This is a genomic window from Arcticibacter tournemirensis (genome assembly GCF_006716645.1).
GTDB classification, from domain to species: domain Bacteria; phylum Bacteroidota; class Bacteroidia; order Sphingobacteriales; family Sphingobacteriaceae; genus Arcticibacter; species Arcticibacter tournemirensis.
Map to the genome: position 1 here is coordinate 389535 of NZ_VFPL01000001.1, position 21406 is coordinate 410940.

Here is a 21406-nt window from a genome sequence, read left to right on the forward strand (position 1 = left end):
TACCCGCATGTTTCCAACACTGTCTCATCTTATTAAGTACCTAGCGGGCCTGGATATTAATATTCCAGGGCAAACATTCGGATTATTCGTTGTACTATCGTTTGCAGCCTCCTGTTATGTCTTCAGGCTGGAATTTATCCGGAAAGAGCGTTTGGGAATGATCAAGCTGTCGCCTTCGCGGATCAAGCCGGGGCGCCTGGAGCATCCATTTCAATTAATGGACAAGTTATTATTATGGGCAGCAATCTGGGGGTTTATCGGAGCAAAGCTTTTCAGCTGCTTAGAAAGGCCTGCGCTTTTTTTCAGCGATCCTATTGGAATGTTCTTTTCTGCTGAAGGCTGGACCTTCTACGGAGGGCTCGTATTTGGGGCAATCGCTTATCTTATCATAGGCTTCAAGTATGGAATGCGACTCATAGATCTTGCTGATATAGGGTCGCCGGGGATGCTTGTAGCTTATGGCGTAGGCCGCATAGGATGCCATCTTTCAGGAGACGGCGACTGGGGAAAAGTAAACCTGAATGCTAAACCCTTCACCTGGCTGCCTGACTGGTTGTGGGCAAGCACCTATCCTCATAATGTTTTAAGGGAAGGGGAGTATATCCCGGGCTGCTGGGAGGAATATTGTTCACAGCTTATACAGCCTGTTTATCCGACATCTCTTTACGAGGCGATAATTATTTTGTCGGTGTTTGCATTGTTATGGCTGTTTAAGGATAAACTGCAAATACCGGGGCTAATGTTTTCACTGTACCTTATTTTAAACGGAGGTGAAAGGCTTCTGATGGAGCAGATCAAGGTTAATTTGAATTATCAAATAGCAGGCTTCTCATTCTCTCAGGCAGAGCTGATCGGTGCTCTGTTGCTGGTGTCGGGGGTAGCGGGTCTTATTATGTTATCGTTATGCAAATCATCGTCCGTTCCAGCTTCGTGAAAGACACCTTGAAAAGGCGTTTGATGCAGACAGGTATTTATGCTAAATCGATTTTATCATTATATTCGTACTCTATTATTTATAAACTAAAAAAACTTCGATGATTTTCTTTTCGAAACTATTTTCTTCTAATGCGAAACTTCTGTTACGAAAAATATGGTTGCTTTTTCTGTTCGGGACTGCTGCACCGGCCTATTCACAATCATCCGGAACCGTCGATTATGCCAATATTGTAAATACTCAAATCGGGACTAAAGGGAAGGGGCATGGTAAGCATGAGCAGTATCTAGAGGCGGGATATACATTCCCCGGCGCCATGTCGCCATTTGGTATGGTTCAGTTTACTACAACGTTTTTTAATGAAGATCGTGGCTTCGTTATAAATCAAATGAGCGGAGCCGGGTGCGAGCACATGGGAAATATGCCGCTTATTCCCCTGGATGGAGTATTGAAAGCGTCGCCGGATTCTATGACAACCTTTAAACCCGGATTCAAAATTCTGAAGTCTGTTGCAGGCTATTACAAGTCCGAAAATAGCCAGGGCGTGATTTCTGAGCTTGGAGTAACTACTCGTACAGGGATGGGCCGGTTTAGCTTTGCAAATGATAAGGGCACTATTATCATCGGAACCGGGATAAATGCGACGAAAATTACGGAAGCGAGTGTTAAAATTACCGGTTCGAAAAGCTTTGAAGGCTACGCCGACGGAGGCCAGTTCTGCGGTTCGCCGGCCAATTATAAACTCTATTTCGTGGCGGAGTTCAGCGAACCTGCCAGTGCTTATGGAACCTGGGAAGGAACAAATCTCCGGCCTTCGGGCAAAGCTGCTGAAGGAGAGAATTCTGGGGTATACTTTACTTTCAATACACAGGTTAAAAGGAAAGTATTATACAAAGTAGGCGTTTCTTATGTTTCTCTTGAAAATGCGCGTCAAAACCTCAAGGCTGAAAACAATGCCTGGAACTTCGACGAAGTAGTTTCTAAAACCCAGTCTGCCTGGAATAAATATTTAGGGAAAATAGTGGTAAGCAAGCCTGCTGAAGCCATACAGTTTTATACCGGCCTCTATCATGTTTTTACTCATCCGAATATTTATAACGATGTGAACGGCGAGTATATAGGGGCCGATTACAAGGTGCATAAAGTAAGCAAGGGTAATTATTATACCGCTTTTAGTAACTGGGATACTTATCGAACGCAGGTACAGTTGATTGCCATGTTGCTTCCCGAGGAGACTTCCGAGATGATGAACTCTATCATGACATTTGCGGAGCAAGCCGGAGGGGGATTTCCGAGGTGGGTGTTGAATAGTACAGAAACCGGAATAATGCAGGGTGATCCGACATCCATATTGGTAGCTAATGCATATGCTTTCGGCGTCAACAATTTCGACCTTGCCCGGGCATTGAAGATTATGCGCCGGGGTGCAGAAGATCCGCAAACGAAATCTCAGAAAGAACTGACCCGACCAATGCTCAGGCAGTATCTCGAAAAAGGCTATATGCATGCCTCTATGATGCTGGAATATACTTCAGCAGACTTTGCTATCGGCCAGTTTGCTTTACAGGCATTTAATGACTCTGATCTTTATCACAAGTATCTGAAACGCGCCCAGTACTGGAAAAATTTGTATAATCCTGAAACTACCTGGCTGCAATCCCGGAATGAGGATGGAAGCTGGAAGCCTTATAATCATGACTGGAGAGAACTGAGTTATAAGGGATATTTCTGGATGATTCCTTATAACTGGAAGAGTTTGATTGATACTATAGGAGGAAAAGAGGTTGCAGAGAAGAGGCTTGACGAATTCTTCAGCAAGCTGAATGCAAACTACCACGAAGAATGGTTTGCCTCTGGCAATGAACCTGATTTTCAGGTGCCATGGGCTTATAACTGGACAGGGCAACCGTATAAAACCCAAAGTGTAGTAAGGCGTATTATAAAAGAACAATATTCTAATCGTCCGAACGGGTTACCGGGGAATGACGATCTGGGAGCAATGGGTGCCTTTTACGTCTTTGCCAATATTGGTATGTTCCCGGTGATTCCGGGAGTGGGCGGCTTTTCTATAAATAGCCCCTCTTTCGACGAGGTTAAGATACATCTTTCCAAGGGAACGCTGGTTCTCAGGGGCGGAGACGCCGGCAAACCCTATATTACAAACCTTAAGCTTAACGGAAAACCGTTTGATAATACCTGGATTTCCTGGAAGGAAATTGAGAAAGGAGGAACATTGACCTTTAAATTGTCGGATGTCCCGGATAAGACATGGGGAACACAGACAGCGCCTCCTTCATATGATTACTAAATGTACAAATAAACACACTCTGTTCGCACAAAAAACATTATTAAGGCATTTTATGAAAAAGTTATTACTGGCAGGACTGTTATTTTGGGTGGTTTCCTCTAATGCGCAAGTATTATCCGACTGGGCATTGGGCCCTTTTGTCAGGCCACAAAACGTTAATCCGGTTATATCGCCAAAGTCATCCTCTATGTTTAACTGCCCGATGCTTGATAAGCCGGTGGCCTGGGAGGTTAATGATACTTTCAATCCGGCGGCTGCCGTGAAGGATGGGAAGATTTATGTGCTTTATCGCGCTGAAGATAAAAGAGGAGAAGGAATAGGCCAGCGTACATCAAGGATCGGTCTTGCTGAAAGCCCGGATGGGTTTAAAATGAAGCGAAATGAACGACCTGTTCTCTTTCCTGGCAAGGATGAGGAGAAAGAATATGAATGGTTTGGCGGCTGCGAAGATCCGAGGGTGGCAGCAACGGAAGACGGACGTTTCGTAATGCTGTATACTATGTGGAACAATAAAGTTCCAAGATTGGGAGTAGCCATCTCAAAGGATCTGAAGAATTGGACGAAACATGGTCCGGCTTTCAAACAGGCTTACGAAGGAAAATTCTATAACATGGCTACCAAGTCGGCCTCCATTATAACGAGGCTATCAGGTAAAGATCAGGTTATTGCAAAGGTAAAAGGCAAATACTGGATGTACTGGGGTGAAGAGAACGTTTATGCCGCAACATCCGAAGACCTGATAAACTGGCAGCCGCTTGTTGATGCGCAGGGAACGCTTGTAAAGCTGATGTCTCCCCGCCCGGGGTATTTTGATAGTCAGTTAACCGAGTGCGGGCCTCCTGCAATTATCACAGAGAAAGGCATTGTATTACTCTACAATGGGAAAAATCATGCTGCAGAAGGAGATAAAGCATATACTCCGAATGCTTATTGCGCAGGTCAGGCACTCTTTGATCTGAACGATCCTACCAAACTGGTAGCGCGTTTAGACAAACCCTTTCTTGTTCCTTCGGAAGCTTTCGAGAAGAGCGGACAGTATCCTGCCGGGACTGTGTTTATCGAAGGCATGGCATACCTGAAGAATAAGTGGTATTTGTATTACGGGTGCGCAGATTCGCGGGTAGGGGTAGCTGTTTATCAACCTTTAACAAAATAATATGAGGAATAAGCTAAAAGGAATTTTGCTCTCTCTGGCCCTGCTTACACAGCTGGCCGTCTTCCCGCAAAGTCAGCATATACAGCTGGAGTGGAAGCTTGCACCAGAAAGCGATGTGCCGGGGGTTGCTGTACTTTCATCACCCCAATTCCAAACAGGTAACTGGGTCGACGCCATTGTTCCGGGTACGGTATTTCATTCCTATGTTGCAGCAGGCCGGGAGAAAAATCCGGATTACGGGGAGAATATATACAAGGTTGACCAATCGAAATACAATAAACCTTACTGGTACCGCACTAAGTTTTCGGGCGAAAAGTTTGCGTCAGGGAAGCAAGTCTGGCTAAATTTTCACGGGGTGAATAAACGGGCTGAGATTTTTCTTAACGGTAAGCCGGTTGCCAGCATTACGGGCTTGATGAGAAGGGCGAAATTCAATATCACTCAGCAATTAAACAAGAATACCAATGTTCTGCTGGTGCTGATCGTTCCGCCTCTTTACAAGGCTACTCATGGTCAGGGCCTGGCAAACCGGGAAGCCCCCAGCTATCTGAGCAGTGCGGGCTGGGACTGGATGCCAGCGGTTCCGGGATATAATAGCGGCATAACAGACAGCGTAACTCTCACTACGACGGGGAATGTTTCGGTGGAAGATCCCTGGATTAAAACGGTTCTGCCTGATAATAAACATGCAGATCTTGCTATCGAGGCAAATCTTCGTAACGCTGCAGACCGTACGGTTTCGGGAGTCCTCAGTGCAATCATTAATCCCGGAAATATAAAGGTTAGCCGTCTGGTTACTGTAGATGCTAACGGTACGATAAATGTTGCTTTTAACAAGGATACTTTTCCGCAGCTGTCACTTCAAAATCCCAGGTTATGGTGGCCTAATGGATATGGCGGAAAGTCAGACGGCACCCAGCATCTTTACACGTGCAAACTTGAGTTCAGAGAAAACGGCGTGACATCCGAAGTATTAACAAAAACTTTTGGGATCCGGAAGGTAAGTGCCGATACTACCTCTCTTAACGGGCCATTACGATTGTATATAAACGATGTTCCGATCCTGATAAAAGGAGGGAATTGGGGCATGTCGGATTATATGCTCAAGGTGAGAGGGAAGGACTACGAGCCGAGGATCAGACTCCATAAGGAGATGAATTATAACATGATCCGCAACTGGACAGGCGAAGTCACCGACGAAGCCTTTTACGATTATTGCGATCAATACGGCATTATGGTATGGGATGATTTTTGGCTGAACAACTTCGGGCCGATCGACAGTCTCCAAGTATTCCGGGTAAACGCTATCCAGAAAGTAAAGACTTTCAGGAATCACCCCTCTATTGTTATCTGGTGCGGAGCCAATGAAGGAGTACCGGGTGGCGATCCGGATGGCTCTTTGAATATGGCTATAAAAAATGCTGTTCTGGAAAATGACCTGACCGACAAATTATATATTCCCCGTTCCAATGCGGGGATCACGAATCCTAACTTCTCGATTCAGGGAGGCAGCCGGAATTTTTCGGGGAGCGGTTTATGGGGCAATGTTGACCCGCGAACCTATTTTACAGATCCGCGAAATGGATACCTGTTTTCAAAAGATAGCTGGGGAATGCGCAGTGAGCTGGGAATGGCCACTTTTGTAAATGCAGAGAGCTTTAAAAAGTTTATGCCAAAGGAATATTGGCAGCCTCCGACTCCTGAATCCGTTGACAGCAAAACAAATATGTGGGCCCGGCACTTCTTCAGCACCCACGGTGAACTGGGAGGAGGGGCTACGCCGGTAAGATATATCAATGATATCAAGCAAAGCTATGGCCCCTCGAATTCTCTGGAGGATTTCTGCAGGAAAGCACAACTTCTCAACCTGGAGACCATGAAGGCGATGTATGAGGCCTGGAATGATCATATGTGGAAAGACGCTTCAGGTATGCTGATCTGGATGAGTCAGTCGGCCTATCCAAGCATGATCTGGCAAACATATGATTACTACTTCGATTTAACAGGTGCTTATTTCGGAGCAAAATCGGGCTGTGAACCTATTCACATTCAGTGGAACCCAGCAACCAGTTCGGTGAAGGTTATTAATAATAAACCTTACACGCTGAACAAGCTGATTGCAGAAGCTGAAGTATATAACCTCAATGGCCGGAAGGTTCCGTCGTATGATAAAAGAAAAGTGCTCGATGTGCCGGCTACCTCGGCTACTGAAGCCTTCATCGCTTTGCAGCAGGGAGATGAGACCTCTTTTTCTGACGTTTACTTCCTGAAACTGAAACTAAAGGATAGTAAGGGAAAGCTCCTGTCGGAGAACTTGTATTGGATTGGCAAGAAGTATCAGGACTATAACCGATTAAACGACCTGCCTTCGGTGAAAGGAATGCTGAGTGTTGGTAAGCCGCGGATAGGTACTGCTGTAAACAAAGTAAATAAGGTGTTAAGCTATACAGTAAGGAATCGTTCGACGAAGGCAGCCGCTTTTGGAATAAGGGCACAGTTACTCCGGCCAGACGGCAGTCAGATCCTGCCTGCGATTATCAGCGACAGCTATTTTGCGCTGATGCAAGGTGAATCGAAAGAACTAAAAATAGAAGTAGAGCCCAGTCTGCTGGTATCGGGATACCGGCTTGCTTTAGAGCCCTATAATGATAAGTAAACGGTTAGGGAATTCACAATAACATATATAAAGCTTCAAATGAAAGGTTTTAAAAAATACTGGGGCAGGAGTTCGGCATTTGTCCTTTTGGCAATCGCATCCGTTAGTGCTGATGCGCAAACTATTGTCTCGGATAACAAAGATGTGGAAAAAGCCTTTAAGCTTGCCATACAGGTAGTGGAAGGCAATGTGCGGGATGGAATATTAGCGGCGGGCGGTGATTATGGCGGCGAATGGACCCGGGATATTGCTATTAATTCATGGAACGCTGCCAGCCTTTTATGGCCGGAAGTGGCTGAGAAGTCGCTATGGAGTGTTACCATTAATAAAGATTCTATCGGTCATCAATATTGGGATAAGATCATCTGGTCAATCGCAGCGCTTCACCATTATTATGTAAACGGAGACAGGGCGTTCCTGCAACAGGCTTTTACCTGCACTAAAAACACCATGCTGCAGCTGGAGAATACACAGTTCGACCAGCAGTCGGGATTGTTTATGGGGCCCTCGGTTTTCAATGATGGCATTGCAGGCTATCCAGAACCGGTTTTCGATCCGTCGAACCTATCGACTTTCGTTCTGGATCATAGAAATTCTCATCGTATTAAATGTCTTAGTACCAATGCGACTTATTACGAGGCTTACAGGGTGCTCGAAAAAATGAGTCAGATCCTTCGAACCAATGAGGATGGACAGTTTCGGAGCAAAGCGACGCGTCTGAAGGACAATATCCTCAAAAACCTGTACAGTGCAAATACGAATACTTTTAATTATCTTCTGGACCATACTGGTAAAGCAGATCGATCACAGGAGGCCCTGGGTATCTCATTTGCCGCTTTTTTTGATATTCTTGATATAAAAAAAGCAAAGGACGTTATCGCCAAAGCGCACGTATCCAAATTTGGTATTCCTTCTGTATATCCTGACTTTCCGAGATATTCGGCCGATACTCCGGGCCGTCATAATAACATTATATGGCCGATGGTCAATGGGTTTTATGCGAAAGCCGCCATTCATACCGGAAACTACGATCGGTTCGAACATGAGCTAAGCAGCCTTACACATCTGGCAATAGATAAAGATAAAGGGAACATGGACTTTCGTGAGATATACAGTCCCTATACCGGAGCTGCTTTTGGCGGCTGGCAGAGCAATAAATTAACACTTTCCTGCAGAAGGCAAACCTGGTCGGCCACGGCGTATATTGATATGATCCTGTATGGCGTAGTGGGTATGAGGTTTGATAATGCAGACGGAATTACCTTCAGACCGTATATGCCGTCAGATATTTCCAGGATTCAAATAAATAAGGTTAGATACCGTGGTCGGTACCTGAATATTTCTGTGGAAGGCAAAGGGTCAAAAATCAAAGCGATGTATGTAAACGGTGCAAAAGCAAGCAACGCTACTGTTGGACATTTACCGCAGCAAAACAACGATATAAGGATTGTAATGATGTAGTAACTGTTCGGGTTTATTTAACAGTTCACTCATTGTATCCATTCAGTATTTATATTTTCCACACTAAACTAGTTTTTACTTCATGAATAAGAAATTCAGCTTTTTACTGGTCCCGTTCCTCGTGCTCGCTGTAAAGCTGGGCGCGGCTACTGTTGATACTGTTTCTGTCTATAGCGATAGTATGAATAAAAATATAAAAGATGTGGTTATCAAGCCTTCGGGGTACAAACCATCTCAAAAATATCCTGTATTGTATCTACTGCATGGCTATAGTGGAAACTATAGCGACTGGATAAAAAAAGATCCCGGGCTGCCCGGATTGGCGGATGAGTATGGTATGTTGATCGTTTGCCCTGACGGCGGTTTTGCCAGCTGGTATTTTGATAGCCCCATAGCAAAGAGCTCCCGATATGAAACTTACATTTCGAGAGAGCTGGTAACCTATATTGATAAACACTACTCTACTGTAAACAACCGGGCCGGTCGTGCTATCACAGGTTTAAGCATGGGAGGCCACGGAGCCCTCTACCTGGCGTTCAGGCATCAGGATGTTTTTGGAGCAGCCGGCAGTATGAGCGGCGGGGTAGATCTTCGACCATTTCCTGATAGTTTTGGGCTTAAGGAGGTTCTGGGTGAGTATAATCAATATCCCGAAAGGTGGGAAGAAGGCAGTATTGTTAATATGCTCTATATGATTAAAAGTAATTCGCTCGCTTTAACGTTCGATTGCGGGGCTGACGATTTCTTTTGCCTGTACAATAACCAGCTGCACGAAAAACTTCTGGAGCGTAAAATACCTCATGAGTATACCTCCCGGCCCGGCGGCCATTCGTGGGAGTACTGGTGTAATTCTATAAAGTACCAGGCAATGTTTTTCAGTACCTTCTTCAACTCAACCAGCAAGGTTAAAGCCGGTTGAACTGCTCGCGGTTCTTTTTAGCATTTGATCCTGAAAAAAATATTTATCTTGATCTTTTTATGAGAAGATTAATTGCCATAGCAATAGTACTTTCTTTTTCAGGGGAGTTGTTTGCTCAGAAAAAGGATTTGAACTATTTAAAATACTCGGTAGAAGAAGCGCCAGAGTGGTCTGCGCTTTTTAAGCGTAGCTCGGGATGGTTTGGGGGAGATGGGATTTACACCATTCCGCTAAATGCTCCTGAAAATAGGTTTGCCGGAGCTGCCGGCAAAACACTTTTCCTGTTTAGCGATTCAATGATTGGTACCATTATAGGTGATTCGCTTCAGGACGGCTCCAGAATGATCCACAATTCGGTCGCTGTGTTGAACGGAAACAAGCCGCTTCCCGAAAATATGGAGTTTCACTGGAAGAAGAATGAGAAGGGAGAAGCCGAAACGTTATTTGAACCCCTTACCCCCAGTACTCAGAAGGACGATTATTACTGGCTGGGCGATGGTTTTGTAAACCCACAGCTTAACAATGCTCTTTATATATTCGGATATCGTATTCATAATGTCTCCGAAGGGGCATTTGGCTTCAGGGAAGTTGGTAATACACTGATAAAAATCCCGGCAGGCTCAAAACCTCCGTTCTCTGATTATCAGCAGATGGATACGCCTTTCTTTCTTAAGGATGAGGATGGTGATATTGGCTCTTTTGGTGCAGGTATTTTTGTCAACACCAAAGACTCCGGCGCCCCTTCTCCCGACGGGTACGTTTATATTTACGGCGTTAGGGGGAAGGCAAAGAACCTGCTGGTTGCCCGGGTAAAGCCAGAAGATTTTGAGCGTTTTAAGAGATGGCGTTTTTGGGATGGCAAAAGCTGGAACGCGAACATCAATAAGGCTGCTGTTCTGACAAACGCTGTTTCCAATGAATTGAGTGTGTCTCCCTTGCCTGATGGCCGGTATGCACTCGTGTTCCAGGTTAACGGGATAGGAACTACCGTAGGCTTGCGTCTGGGCTCCAGCCCGGTGGGGCCATTCGGACCCATTATTAAAATTTGGGATAGCAGTAAAGATGCCGAGGAGAAGACTTACATAATGTATAATGCGAAGGTGCACCCCAGCTTGTCTGCACCGGGCGAGCTTCTGATAAGTTACAACGTAAACTCCGTAGACTTTCTCAGAGATCTAAAAAAGAACCCTTACCTTTATCGTCCCCGGTTCATTAGAGTGAAACTGCTTTAAAGTATTCGACGGAAAATGTGTTGGGTTTTACTAACCTTTTATGAGTTCAGGCCCCGATTTTATTGAAAAGAAACATCTTACGCTTTTTTTATTTGTGGTTGCTCTGTTTTTCTTTTGGGGAGTAGCTCTTACACTAGGCGACGTCTTAAACCGGCATTTTCAGAACGTATTACATATTTCAAAATCACGTTCCGGCCTGGTTCAACTGGCTATGTTCGGCGCTTATGCAGTGATGGGTATACCGGCGGGAATCTTTCTGAAAAGGTTTGGCTACAAGAACGGGGTATTACTGGGTTTATTTCTGTATGCAGGCGGCGCCTTTTTGTTTATTCCTGCTGCAGATGCGCGATCATTTGATTTTTTTCTTCTCGCATTATTTATCCTGGCGTGTGGATTGGCTACACTCGAAACGGTGGCACACCCTTTAGCCGCCGTGCTGGGCCCGGAAAGTACGAGCGATCGCCGCATTAATTTTTGTCAGGCATTCAATGGCCTGGGTGGTGTCATCGGACCGGCCCTTGGAAGTTTCTTCATGCTGAAAGCTGCAGAAGGCCAGCCCTCCGAACTGATCACGGTTAAGAACCTGTATCTTGTTATCGGAGCTGTTATTTCGATGGCCGGACTAGCGTTCTTATTCATACGCATTCCGGCCTCGCTAACCGATCATTCGGAAAAAACTAGTATTTATTTGCCGGATACACCTAATGGGTACTCCGGGGGGCTTATTCACCAGAAACATTTCCTATTTGCCGTAGCAGCCCAGTTTTTTAACGTCGCGGCACAAGGAGGTACCTGGGCTTACTTTATCAATTACGGGCATGAAGTAATGCACTTTACAGATGAAAAGGCAGGATACTTTTTTTCATTAAGTATCGCGATGCTCATGGTGGGGAGGTTTACAGGAACCGCTCTGATGCGATTTATTGCTCCCTCCAGATTACTGTCGATATTTGCACTGGCCAACGTTCTAATGTGCCTGATTGTTGCACAGGGAGCGGGTTGGGTGTCATTCATTGCCCTGTTATCCATCAACTTTTTTTTCAGTATTATGTTTCCCACGATCTTCAGCCTGGGCCTGAAGAATCTCGGAGGGAATGTGCAGCAGGGATCGTCGTTCCTTGTAATGGGAGTAGTAGGAGGGGGGCTTTTTCCGCCACTCATGGGTCTGGTAGCTAACCATAGCGTGGCAAAGGCGTATTACCTGCCTGTCGTCTGCTATCTTGTTATATTTGCTTTTGGCTATTTTTATCCGCGGCTGGTTAAAAGAGCAAAAACTTGATTGTGCAGATTTAATGGGTACATCAGTACGCCATAGCATGCCTTATTAATTTAAAGTATATTTGATAAAAAACAACCGTGAAGAAGTTATCAATTGCAGATATAGCTAACCATCTTAATGTTTCGAAGAGTACAGTTTCATTTGTGCTTAATGGACGCGCGGAAGAAAAGCGGATCAGTAAAGAGCTGGTAAGCCGGGTAGAGAAATTTGTTAAAGAAGTGGGATATACTCCAAGCCCGATAGCACGCGGGCTGAGGACCGGTAAATCCAATATTATTGGGTTAATGGTTGAAAGTATTTCGGATCCTTTTTTTGCTAACATCGCTAAACTAATCGAAAGCAGGGCCTATAAAAAAGGTTATCGGATCCTTTATTGCAGTACAGATAACGATACCGAGAAGACACGGGCTCTGATTGAAGTTTTCAGGGAAAGGAATGTAGATGGCTATATAATTTCTCCGCCGGTAGGGGTTGAGGATGAAATTAATGCGCTGACTAAGGCAGGTATGCCTGTCGTTCTGTTTGACCGAAGTTTACCAAATGCCGGTGCCGACTCTGTTGAAATAAATAATGAGTCCAGTGCTTTCAACGCGACGAGGCTATTGATTGATCAGGGCTTTACAAACATAGCCTTTATCACCTTCTCATCTTTGCTAACGCAAATGTCAGGTCGCTTATCAGGATATAAATCGGCGATCGAGCAGGAGGGATTAGGAGTAAACGTGTTGGAGATTGATTATAATCCGGATGAAGACAGTATGATACAGACGGTAAGCAACTATTTAAGTGAGAATAAGCATATTGACGCTGTCCTTTTCGGAGCCGTTCAGGCTGGAATCTGTGGATTAAAGGCTCTTACTGAATTGAACCTGAAGATACCTGAGGACGTGGCAGTGATTTCCTTTGATGATCATGATGTTTTTAAGTTGTTTGCTCCGCCAATTACAGCCATATCCCAACCAATTGAAGAAATTGCCGGTCGTATTATCAGCCTTTTGCTGGAAAGGCTGAACCCCGGGCAGAGTCATGCGGTGTCTCAAAAGATAATCCTCAACACAGAATTTAAATTAAGACGCTCACATGTAAACAAGCGGTTTTTGAGAAAGGCTGAATGACCTTTCCCCAAAAACCTGTTACTCAAAACCCTGTTATTCGCTTAATATCATTTCTTTGGCTTTTTCAAGTAGCTCATCTTTGCCGGCCCTGATTCCATTGATGGTGGGCTGCATGGGGATGTCTATTTTTACTCCTTTGCGCTGGGTTTCTGTGCCGTCGGGATAGTATACTCCTATTCCCGAGATCATACTGCTGATGCCTCCGGGAAGAGTAATGGCGGATACGTTTCCATCCGCGCCGGCTGTGGTGCTGCCAATAACTGTAACATTTGGAGAACTTTGGAATGCCATAGTGGTGTACTCGGCATTGCTTTGGGACAGCTCATTGACAATCATCACCACCTTTCCGGTGTATTTCCCTTTGCCTCCGTTACTGATCGCTCCGCCGAAAGTGAACAGGCCCGGATCCCGGATACTTCCAGTTGTGAATTTCACAAAGGGGCTTGATTTTGCCTTGATGTAATCACCAAAAGTAAAGGGCATGAAGTCTGAAGGATAACAGCGCATGTCGATAATGATTCCCTTTGTTCCTGCGAACAACTTTTCTATTTCTTTAAGCTGGGTATTCTTGTATTTGCCAGGGAACAGATACCCGATGTTGTTGTCGATGAGATAGTAAGCGGGCAGGTCAGCTCTCGGAATGTAATCGATGGTGAAGTTGAGTTTCCTTCTGTCTATTGTTGGTAATCGCAGTTCCGATACTTTACTCCCATCTGATATTTCAAAAAGAAGGGTAGAATCATTTGTCCTCAGAAGATAGTTTCGTGGAATATCCCTTAGCTGTGTTGGATAATTAGAGGCGGGAGTCAGCGGGAGGTATTTTTTTATAAGCTGAGCTGTTGTAATTCCATTTATTTTAGTGATGATATCGCCAGTCTTAACCTGGTTTTTAATTCCTAAAGTATCGGAATAAAAACCTGTTACAACAAGTTGTCCTTCGATAAACCGAGCCTGAAAGGCCGGAGAGCGTATACCTTTGTACATTTCAAGGACTTTATTTCCGCCCCATATATTCGCATGAGTATCATGTATCCTTGCTATCAGCTGCAATGCGGCCAGCGTATATTCCGTCTCGTTTTTGGCATTGAGGAACGTAGGAATAAAGCCCGTAAGGACATCGTTCCAGTTTTCTCCGATAAGATGTTTGTAAGGGAAGAAGTAGTTGATTATATTCCAGTACCGGTATAAGGAAAGCAACCTGAAGCCATCGTCCGGAAAGGTCATGGAGGCGTAACTGTTCTCATTTTTAAAGATTGGATTTCCAACACCCTCAGCTAAGCCGATGTAGTAATGCTCCATTTTCCTTTTGGCGCTTCTTATCTGAATGAGTTTATTACTGAGGGTATCTCCGAGCTCTTTTTTATTAGTCAGCCAGTCGAGGTCAGGCAGGATTTTGGCGTCCTTGTTACGCTCGTTTCTTTCTGTGGCTTTACTGTTTATGTCTCCCGCCAAGTTCACAAGATTAAGTAAACAGGCATTTCTTTCTTTCGCCGTTTTACTGCTTAAATAAGAAGGTAAGACTTTAAAAAGTGCGTAGTCCCAGTTGACTTCACCTGAGGCTATAACAGGGTGATAATATTTTAAGAATCCCCATACTTTACACAGGAGAGCCAGGTTTTCGACTGCAGGTTTATCAACTTGTGAGATTGAAATTCCTGAACCATTATCAAAAGTGTGGTCGTTAGCAGCCCTATAGGTTTTTGCATTTTCTTTAATTACAACATTGATATCCTTTCCATCTATCTTTAGAGTAAGGCCATCCGCCCATACGGTTCCTGTTCCGGTATTCATGGCTGCTATGTAGATATAGCAGGCATCGTTAGGAAGCGGAAGCCTGGTAGTGTATCGTGTCCATTCGCTGCTTCCGTGGATATTCTTCTGATGCATGTTATCGAATTGAAGAGTTTTACCTTCTCCGTCAATCCTCAACAGGAGTCCGGCGTAGCCGTTGTCCACGTTGCGTAGCTTGAGAAAGCCACTTAATTCCACTTCTTTTCCTTTAAAGGTTACCGGAATACCAAGAGCCGGTGAGCCAAATTGATTTTCCTGCGTCTCCGTACGGCTCTGAATCATAATGGAGTTTTTTCCCTGATACTTTTCGGTTGTGTCGGTACGGATGGTATACCCCTGCCCCCAAATAAACCAGTCCTTTGGGAAGCCAGATTCGTTTAATTGTTCGAACCCGAGATTGAGCCCGGCTGTTTGATTTGATGATTGTGCATAGGATGAGGCAGAAAGTGCCATCAGAAAAATCAATAGAAAGGAGTAGAATTTCATAAGGAGAGCTGTTATGTGATTGAGTTTGATAATGTATCTTGTTCCGGCTATTCGACATTAGCCAGAACAAGATACAAAGAAATCAGAAGATTTCCATCACGGTGCTTTTGCTCCATTTTTCGAGAGGGGGCAGTTCAATGATCCCTTCTTTATTCTCTAAATTTTTATCGTGGTTCACGGAATCGGCAATCCCGCACCATGGTTCGATGCATACAAAAGGAGCGTCTTTAGCTGCCCATATTCCCATATAAGGAAATCCTTTGAAATGATAACGAAGTCCATGCGGTGTTTTATCACTCCGGATGGTAATGGTTTCGGACTTCAAGTCCTTAAAAACAATAGCATCTTGATAAAACAGGTCGTGCTTCAAGGGGAGCTTATCTTCATTGTTCAGAAAAGGTACGGGCTCTGCAATCAGGTTGCCGTCGATCTTCCATTGAGAGCTTGTTTCCTTCTTTTCGAACTCGAGGTAATAATCGGTATAGTTTGTGCCCTCAAGCAGAGGCACTTTAAATGCCGGATGCGCTCCAAGTGAAAAGAACATTTCTGTTACGGAAGGATTTTTGACCTCGTAGGTAAGGGTGATACGATTATCGTCGAGCTGATAAATGTGCCTTAGTTCAAAATGAAAGGGATAGCTTTTGAGCGTTTCATCATTGCTTTTTAAAACAAGGGTAACTGCGGTGGCTGAAACTTCTTCTACTTCGAAGTCCATATCTCTGGCAAATCCGTGTTTTATGAGCGAGTATTCCTGTCCGTTATAGAAAAAACTATCGTCTTTTAAGCCCCCTACGATAGGGAACAAAACCGGAGTGTGCCTTGGCCAATATTCGGGATCGCCGTTCCATAAATATTCAAGACCGTTAGTTTTGCTGAAAAAACTATGAAGTTCTCCTCCTTTTGTATCAATAGAGGCAACAAATCCCTCGTTTTCTAAAGTGATCATAATATGCTGTTAAAATGTATTCTCTTTTTTTAGTTTCAAGAATAGCAAATTTAAGCGTATTTAGTACTTTAAAACTATTATGAAAAGATATATACTTCCAGTACTGCTGTTTTCTGTTTTGCTCTCTGCCTGTTCCTCCCACCCATACAAGCAAACCAACAAGTTCTATCGTAAACAAGCTAAGGAACTTGTAAAGTCGCTGAGCGATATTCCACCTGTAGAAGGTTATGGGGGTAAAACTGCTGAATATCAGATTGGCACAACTAACTTTAATCTGAGGAAGCCCAATTATGTGATCATCCATCATACAGCTCAGAACTCATGTGATCAAACGTTAAAGACTTTTGTTTTACAACGGACCCAGGTTAGCGCTCACTATGTGGTGTGTAAAGACGGTACAGTTCATCATATGTTAAATGATTACCTGCGGGCATGGCATGCGGGCGCCGCCAAATGGGGGAGCCTGACCGATATTAATTCTACATCTATTGGTATCGAACTGGACAATAATGGAAAGGAGCCTTTTTCTGAGAGCCAGATAAACAGCCTGATCTCGCTTCTGGAGAAGCTGAAGAAAAACTACTCTATTCCAACGGGCAATTTTATCGGACATGCAGATATAGCTCCGAGGAGAAAACCCGACCCGAATGCTTTTTTTCCCTGGAAGAAGCTGGCAGAACATGGCTTTGGCTATTGGCCGGATATGATTGTAGAGGTTGTGCCGCCCGGTTTCAATAGTATTAACGCCCTGCGTATAATCGGGTACGATACGAAAGATTCCGTAGCTGCGATTAAAGCTTTCAAGCTGCATTTTGTTCAAACCGACTTATCGCCGAGGCTCACTGAAGCCGATAAAGGGCTGCTTTACAACTTAAGTAAGAAATATTAATTTGATATCCATAGATTTTGTCTATGACGTATTGATAAAAAGAATGAAGAAATAGCTGCAATCAATTGATGTTTGAACGCCGGCTTGGTACCTTTGCACCAGATTTAAAAATAAGAATTAGATATGATAACAATAGGTCAAAAGTTTCCGGCATTCGAGAAAAAAGCAGTAGTTAGCAGAGAAAAAGGTAAAGAATTCGAAACTATTTCTTCTGATTATCTTGTTAATGATGACAACATCTGGACAGTAATTTTCTGGTGGCCAAAAGACTTTACATTTGTTTGCCCTACAGAAATTGCTGAATTCAATAAGTCATATGGCGAGTTCCGCGACAGAGACGCCCGTTTGATCGGAGCATCTACAGATTCAGAGTTTGTTCACCTTGCCTGGAGAAACAACCATGAGGACCTGCGTGACCTTAAGTTCCCTATGCTTGCGGATACATCGAAATCACTTGCAGAGGATTTAGGCATTTTAGAACCGACAGAAAAGATTGCTTACCGTGCTACATTCATTATAGATCCACAGGGAATCGTTCGTTGGGTAAGTGTAAACGATTTAAATGTAGGCCGTAACGTTAAAGAAGTATTACGTGTGCTTGATGGTTTACAAACCGATGAGCTTTGCCCATGTAACTGGGAAAAAGGTCAGGAAACTCTTCAGGCATAAACTGATAGCTGTTGGCGGTTAGCTATTGGCAATTAGCTCCTGGAATATTATTCAGAAGCCAATTGCCAATAGCTAAAGACCAACGGCCAATAAATACAGTCCCCTTGCGAAAGGGGATTTTTTTTGAACTTCAATTCGAATAATAAAATGAGCGAAACTGCAGAAGTAATAAGTGAATTATTAGAAAGCATCCACGTAGACGGGGCTTACCGCAATGAAGGTCTTAACCTTCTCGAAAAAGGCGAGTCAAGATATCTGAGAGATCTGAAAGTAAATTTTAACAGCACCTTAAGTTCTGAACATTTAACAGCTAAGGAGATCGGTCTTATTGGTTTGAGTATTGCTGTAAATAACATTAACAAACCGCTGACTGATTTCTATACCCGCTTTGCCGAAGAAAACGGCGCTACAGCAGAGGAAGTTGCAGAAGCAGCTGCGTGCGCTTCTTTACTTTCATCCAATAATATTTTTTACCGTTTCAGGCACTTCACACAGAAGGAAAAATACGGACAGATACCAGCCCGCATCAGAATGCAGATTATGGTAAAGCCCGTAACGGGAAAGGAGTTTTTCGAACTTTTAAGCCTCGCTGTTTCAGCGGTTAACGGGTGCGAGATGTGTGTGAATGCACATGAAGATTCTCTGATAAAGATGGGAACACGTGAGGAGCGTATTTTCGATGCGGTGCGGATTGCCTCCCTGGTTACAGCGACAGGTAAGCTGATTTACTAGACGCAGCTTATTTTTATTTATAATCTTCATCACAATTTAAAAAAAACCGACACCTTGCTTTTACGAATTGAAAATCTTTCGTAATTTAGCTACAAGGTTAACCGCCTTGAGACTTAAGCAATTTCCCGGCGAAGACATTACAGGTGTGATGTAAGTTTCAGGGACAAAAGGTTTTTAATTGTAATTTGGGATACCGTCGTATGATAAGCTTCATACGACGGTTTTTTTTAATGTGCATCTTTGGGTATTTCAACATTCTTTTTAAACTTTTGCAGGTATACCAGAGGGATGGAGCACAGCAATATAAATCCAACCAACCAGTACGCATCGGTATAAGTAAGCAGCATAGTTTGCTTTACAACGGTACCTTCAATCGCTTTTAACGCCACATGCTGTGCGTCGAGGAACGAATAGCCTTTAGCCATAAAGTTTTGAACCATTGCGTGGAAACGTGCAACATAGGCGGGGTTATAGTCATTTATATTCTCAATAAGAATATTCCGGTGTGCCCCCTGTCTAACATGGATGAATGTGGTAATGGCTGCTATCCCGAAAGAACCTCCGAGCTGCCTCATCATGTTATTCAAGCCTGTTCCCTGACCAATTTCAGAACCTCTTAAGTCCTGTATTGCAAGGGTTGTAAGAGGAACGAAGAGCAACGACATCCCTAACCCGCGTACCGCAAGCGGCCAGAAGAAGTCGCTCGTACCCGAAGAAAGGGTTGATTTGCTCAGCATATGCGAAAACAAAAAGAATAGTGCCAGGCCCGCTGTCGCCATAAACTGTGCAGGCACTCCCTTTTTTAACATTATACCAACAAAGGGCATCATTGCAATTGTTACCAGTCCGCCGGGGAACAATATCTCGCCGGTTTGCTGAGCCGAAAATCCAAGAAGCGTCTGGCAAAACACGGGAAAGATAAACACCGATCCGTAAAGTCCCAGTCCAAGTATGAAAGAAGTGAACATTCCTACCGCAAAGCTTCGATGCCTCATGATCTTGAAGTTTACTATCGGATGGTCGGTAGTCATTTCCCTCCAGATAAAAAGAAGCAGTCCTATTATTGCCGCAGCCGAAAGAACGATAATATACCCGGTAGCAAACCAGTCCTCGCTTTCGCCCTTTTCGAGCACGGTTTGTAAGCTTCCTACTGCGATTGCCAGCAGAAGTATGCCCCACCAGTCAACCGGCATGTCTTTTCCGATTTTGGGCGTGGCCCTCACAAAGGTATAAGTACAGTAGGCAGCAATAATTCCTACGGGGATATTTACATAGAAGATCCAGGGCCACGAGAAATGATCGGTGATATAGCCGCCGATAGTGGGACCTACTGTGGGACCAACGACAGCGCCAAGACCAAAAAGTGCCGTTGCAATACCCACCTCTTCGGGAGGCCAGGTTTCAAGCAAAATGGCCTGGGCATTCGAAATAAGGCCACCTCCGGCGAGTCCCTGAAGGATCCTGAAAACGACCAGTTCAGTCAGTGTATTCGCATTACCACAGAGGTAGGAGGCAATAGTGAAAATTATGATAGAGGTGAGAAAGTAGTTTTTACGCCCAAACCTGTTTCCGAGCCAGCCAGACATGGGCAGAATAATTACGTTGGCTACTCCATATCCCGTAGTCACCCAGGCGATATCCTCGAGTGTTGCTCCGAGATTTCCCTGAATTTGGGGGATCGAAACATTAACGATTGTTGTATCTATTAATTCAAGAAGCGCGGCGGTAATTACTGTAATTGTAATTACCCACTTCTTTAAACCTTTTTCAGCCATTTATTTGTCGTTTGTGAGAACAGAAACCTTCACGCTCATTCCGGGACGCAGCCGCTGCATCAGTTCTTTACTTGCTTTTATCTTGATCTTAACAGGCACCCGCTGAACTACCTTAACAAAGTTACCTGTTGCGTTATCCGGAGGCAGCAACGAGAACTTTGCGCCGGTTGCAGGGGAGAAGTTATATACTTCGCCATCTACTTTTTCTTCAGGAAAAGCGTCTACTTCTACGTCCACTTTTTCGCCTGCCCTTAGTTTTTCGAGCTGGGTTTCCTTGAAGTTAGCTGTGATATAAAGGCTGTTATCGTTAACAATGGAAAATAAGGTTTGACCAGCCTGGATCAACTGGCCTTTCTGTATACTTTTCTTAGAAACGTTTCCGGACGCCGGTGCAACTATGCTGGTATACGAAAGCTGAAGTTTTGCAAAGTCGACGTCGGCCTGGCGCTGATCGACGCCTGTATTGGTCACTTGTAACTGCGACCGTGTAGTTCCTACCTGACCCTGCGCTGCTTTATACTGGTCGAGCGCAGCCTGATAGGCAGCCTGGGCTGCGTCTCTTTCGGCCTTGGCTGAATCAAACTGCTGTTGTGTAATGGCTCCCTCTTTAATCAGGTTTGAATAGCGGGTATAATCCTGATTGGCTCTCCATAGACGGACGCGGGCGGCCTCTGCGTTTGATTTTGCTGTAGACGATGTTGCTGTTGTCGAACCTATCTGCGACTGAGAGACCCCGATGCTGGCTGTAGCCCCACGCTGCGCGGCCAGAGCCTGTTCCAGTTTGATCTGGTAATCGCGGTTATCCAGCTTAACCAGTACTTGACCCGCTTCCACGTGTTCGTTTTCTTCAAACAGAATGGAGTCTACATAACCACCCACACGCGCTACTACCGGACTGATATCAGCATCTATCTGGGCATCATCAGTATCTTCATGTTTCTGCAGGTAAAGATACTCCCTCGTGGCAATGATGCCGCCTATTATTAGTATCACTCCGAGGATAACAGGAATGATCTTGTTTGATTTCTTCTTTTTTGGGTTGTGTTCCATTGTACTAC

At 44.5% G+C, this 21406-nt stretch carries 16 protein-coding genes; 12 read left to right on the top strand and 4 right to left on the bottom strand.

Features of this window, described 5'->3' with window-relative positions:
• The first annotated feature begins 7 nt into the window (after nucleotides 1-7).
• The 9 genes from BDE36_RS01655 (at nucleotide 8) to BDE36_RS01695 (ending at nucleotide 13060) form a co-directional block, all read left to right on the top strand.
• Complete coding sequence (locus BDE36_RS01655) at nucleotides 8-934, top strand: prolipoprotein diacylglyceryl transferase (RefSeq protein ID WP_141813484.1); 927 nt, start codon at nucleotides 8-10, stop codon at nucleotides 932-934.
• Between the two features lie 100 nt (nucleotides 935-1034).
• Complete coding sequence (locus tag BDE36_RS01660) at nucleotides 1035-3242, top strand: GH92 family glycosyl hydrolase (protein ID WP_141813485.1); 2208 nt, start codon at nucleotides 1035-1037, stop codon at nucleotides 3240-3242.
• Between the two features lie 52 nt (nucleotides 3243-3294).
• Nucleotides 3295-4398: a glycoside hydrolase family 130 protein gene (locus BDE36_RS01665; RefSeq protein ID WP_141813486.1), complete on the top strand. Its 1104-nt coding sequence runs from the start codon at nucleotides 3295-3297 to the stop codon at nucleotides 4396-4398.
• Between the two features lies 1 nt (nucleotide 4399).
• Nucleotides 4400-7054, top strand: coding sequence for a glycoside hydrolase family 2 protein (locus tag BDE36_RS01670; protein WP_141813487.1), 2655 nt, complete (start codon nucleotides 4400-4402; stop codon nucleotides 7052-7054).
• A gap of 39 nt (nucleotides 7055-7093) precedes the next feature.
• Nucleotides 7094-8515 (top strand): MGH1-like glycoside hydrolase domain-containing protein, encoded by a 1422-nt coding sequence (locus BDE36_RS01675; RefSeq protein ID WP_141813488.1) that lies wholly within the window; start codon nucleotides 7094-7096, stop codon nucleotides 8513-8515.
• Nucleotides 8516-8597: 82 nt separating this feature from the next.
• A complete protein-coding gene (locus tag BDE36_RS01680; RefSeq protein WP_141813489.1) occupies nucleotides 8598-9434 on the top strand; it encodes an alpha/beta hydrolase in 837 nt (278 codons plus the stop codon).
• A gap of 59 nt (nucleotides 9435-9493) precedes the next feature.
• The gene (locus tag BDE36_RS01685) at nucleotides 9494-10666 is read left to right on the top strand and encodes a DUF4185 domain-containing protein (protein WP_141813490.1); all 1173 of its coding nucleotides are present in this window, start codon (nucleotides 9494-9496) and stop codon (nucleotides 10664-10666) included.
• A gap of 40 nt (nucleotides 10667-10706) precedes the next feature.
• Entirely contained in the window at nucleotides 10707-11945 is a 1239-nt protein-coding gene (gene fucP, locus BDE36_RS01690) for an L-fucose:H+ symporter permease (protein ID WP_141813491.1), read from the top strand.
• A gap of 77 nt (nucleotides 11946-12022) precedes the next feature.
• Complete coding sequence (locus BDE36_RS01695) at nucleotides 12023-13060, top strand: LacI family DNA-binding transcriptional regulator (protein WP_141813492.1); 1038 nt, start codon at nucleotides 12023-12025, stop codon at nucleotides 13058-13060.
• 33 nt (nucleotides 13061-13093) lie between these two features.
• On the opposite strand, the gene BDE36_RS01700 is transcribed toward BDE36_RS01695, so the two are convergent.
• Complete coding sequence (locus BDE36_RS01700; RefSeq protein ID WP_141813493.1) at nucleotides 13094-15337, bottom strand: S41 family peptidase; 2244 nt, start codon at nucleotides 15335-15337, stop codon at nucleotides 13094-13096.
• Nucleotides 15338-15419: 82 nt separating this feature from the next.
• On the bottom strand, nucleotides 15420-16283 hold the full coding sequence (locus BDE36_RS01705) for an aldose 1-epimerase family protein (protein ID WP_141813494.1): 864 nt from the start codon (nucleotides 16281-16283) through the stop codon (nucleotides 15420-15422).
• A 79-nt stretch (nucleotides 16284-16362) separates the two neighbouring features.
• On the opposite strand from BDE36_RS01705, the gene BDE36_RS01710 reads away from it, so the two are divergent.
• The 3 genes from BDE36_RS01710 (at nucleotide 16363) to BDE36_RS01720 (ending at nucleotide 18573) form a co-directional block, all read left to right on the top strand.
• Entirely contained in the window at nucleotides 16363-17172 is an 810-nt protein-coding gene (locus tag BDE36_RS01710; protein WP_141813495.1) for an N-acetylmuramoyl-L-alanine amidase, read from the top strand.
• A 123-nt stretch (nucleotides 17173-17295) separates the two neighbouring features.
• Entirely contained in the window at nucleotides 17296-17841 is a 546-nt protein-coding gene (locus tag BDE36_RS01715) for a peroxiredoxin (RefSeq protein WP_128768106.1), read from the top strand.
• Between the two features lie 147 nt (nucleotides 17842-17988).
• Nucleotides 17989-18573, top strand: coding sequence for a carboxymuconolactone decarboxylase family protein (locus BDE36_RS01720; protein ID WP_128768105.1), 585 nt, complete (start codon nucleotides 17989-17991; stop codon nucleotides 18571-18573).
• A 227-nt stretch (nucleotides 18574-18800) separates the two neighbouring features.
• Here the strand turns inward: BDE36_RS01720 and BDE36_RS01725 are convergent, their stop codons facing one another.
• Entirely contained in the window at nucleotides 18801-20348 is a 1548-nt protein-coding gene (locus tag BDE36_RS01725) for a DHA2 family efflux MFS transporter permease subunit (RefSeq protein WP_141813496.1), read from the bottom strand.
• Nucleotides 20349-21398, bottom strand: a complete 1050-nt coding sequence (locus BDE36_RS01730) for an HlyD family secretion protein (protein ID WP_141813497.1) — start codon at nucleotides 21396-21398, stop codon at nucleotides 20349-20351.
• Nucleotides 21399-21406: the final 8 nt, after the last annotated feature.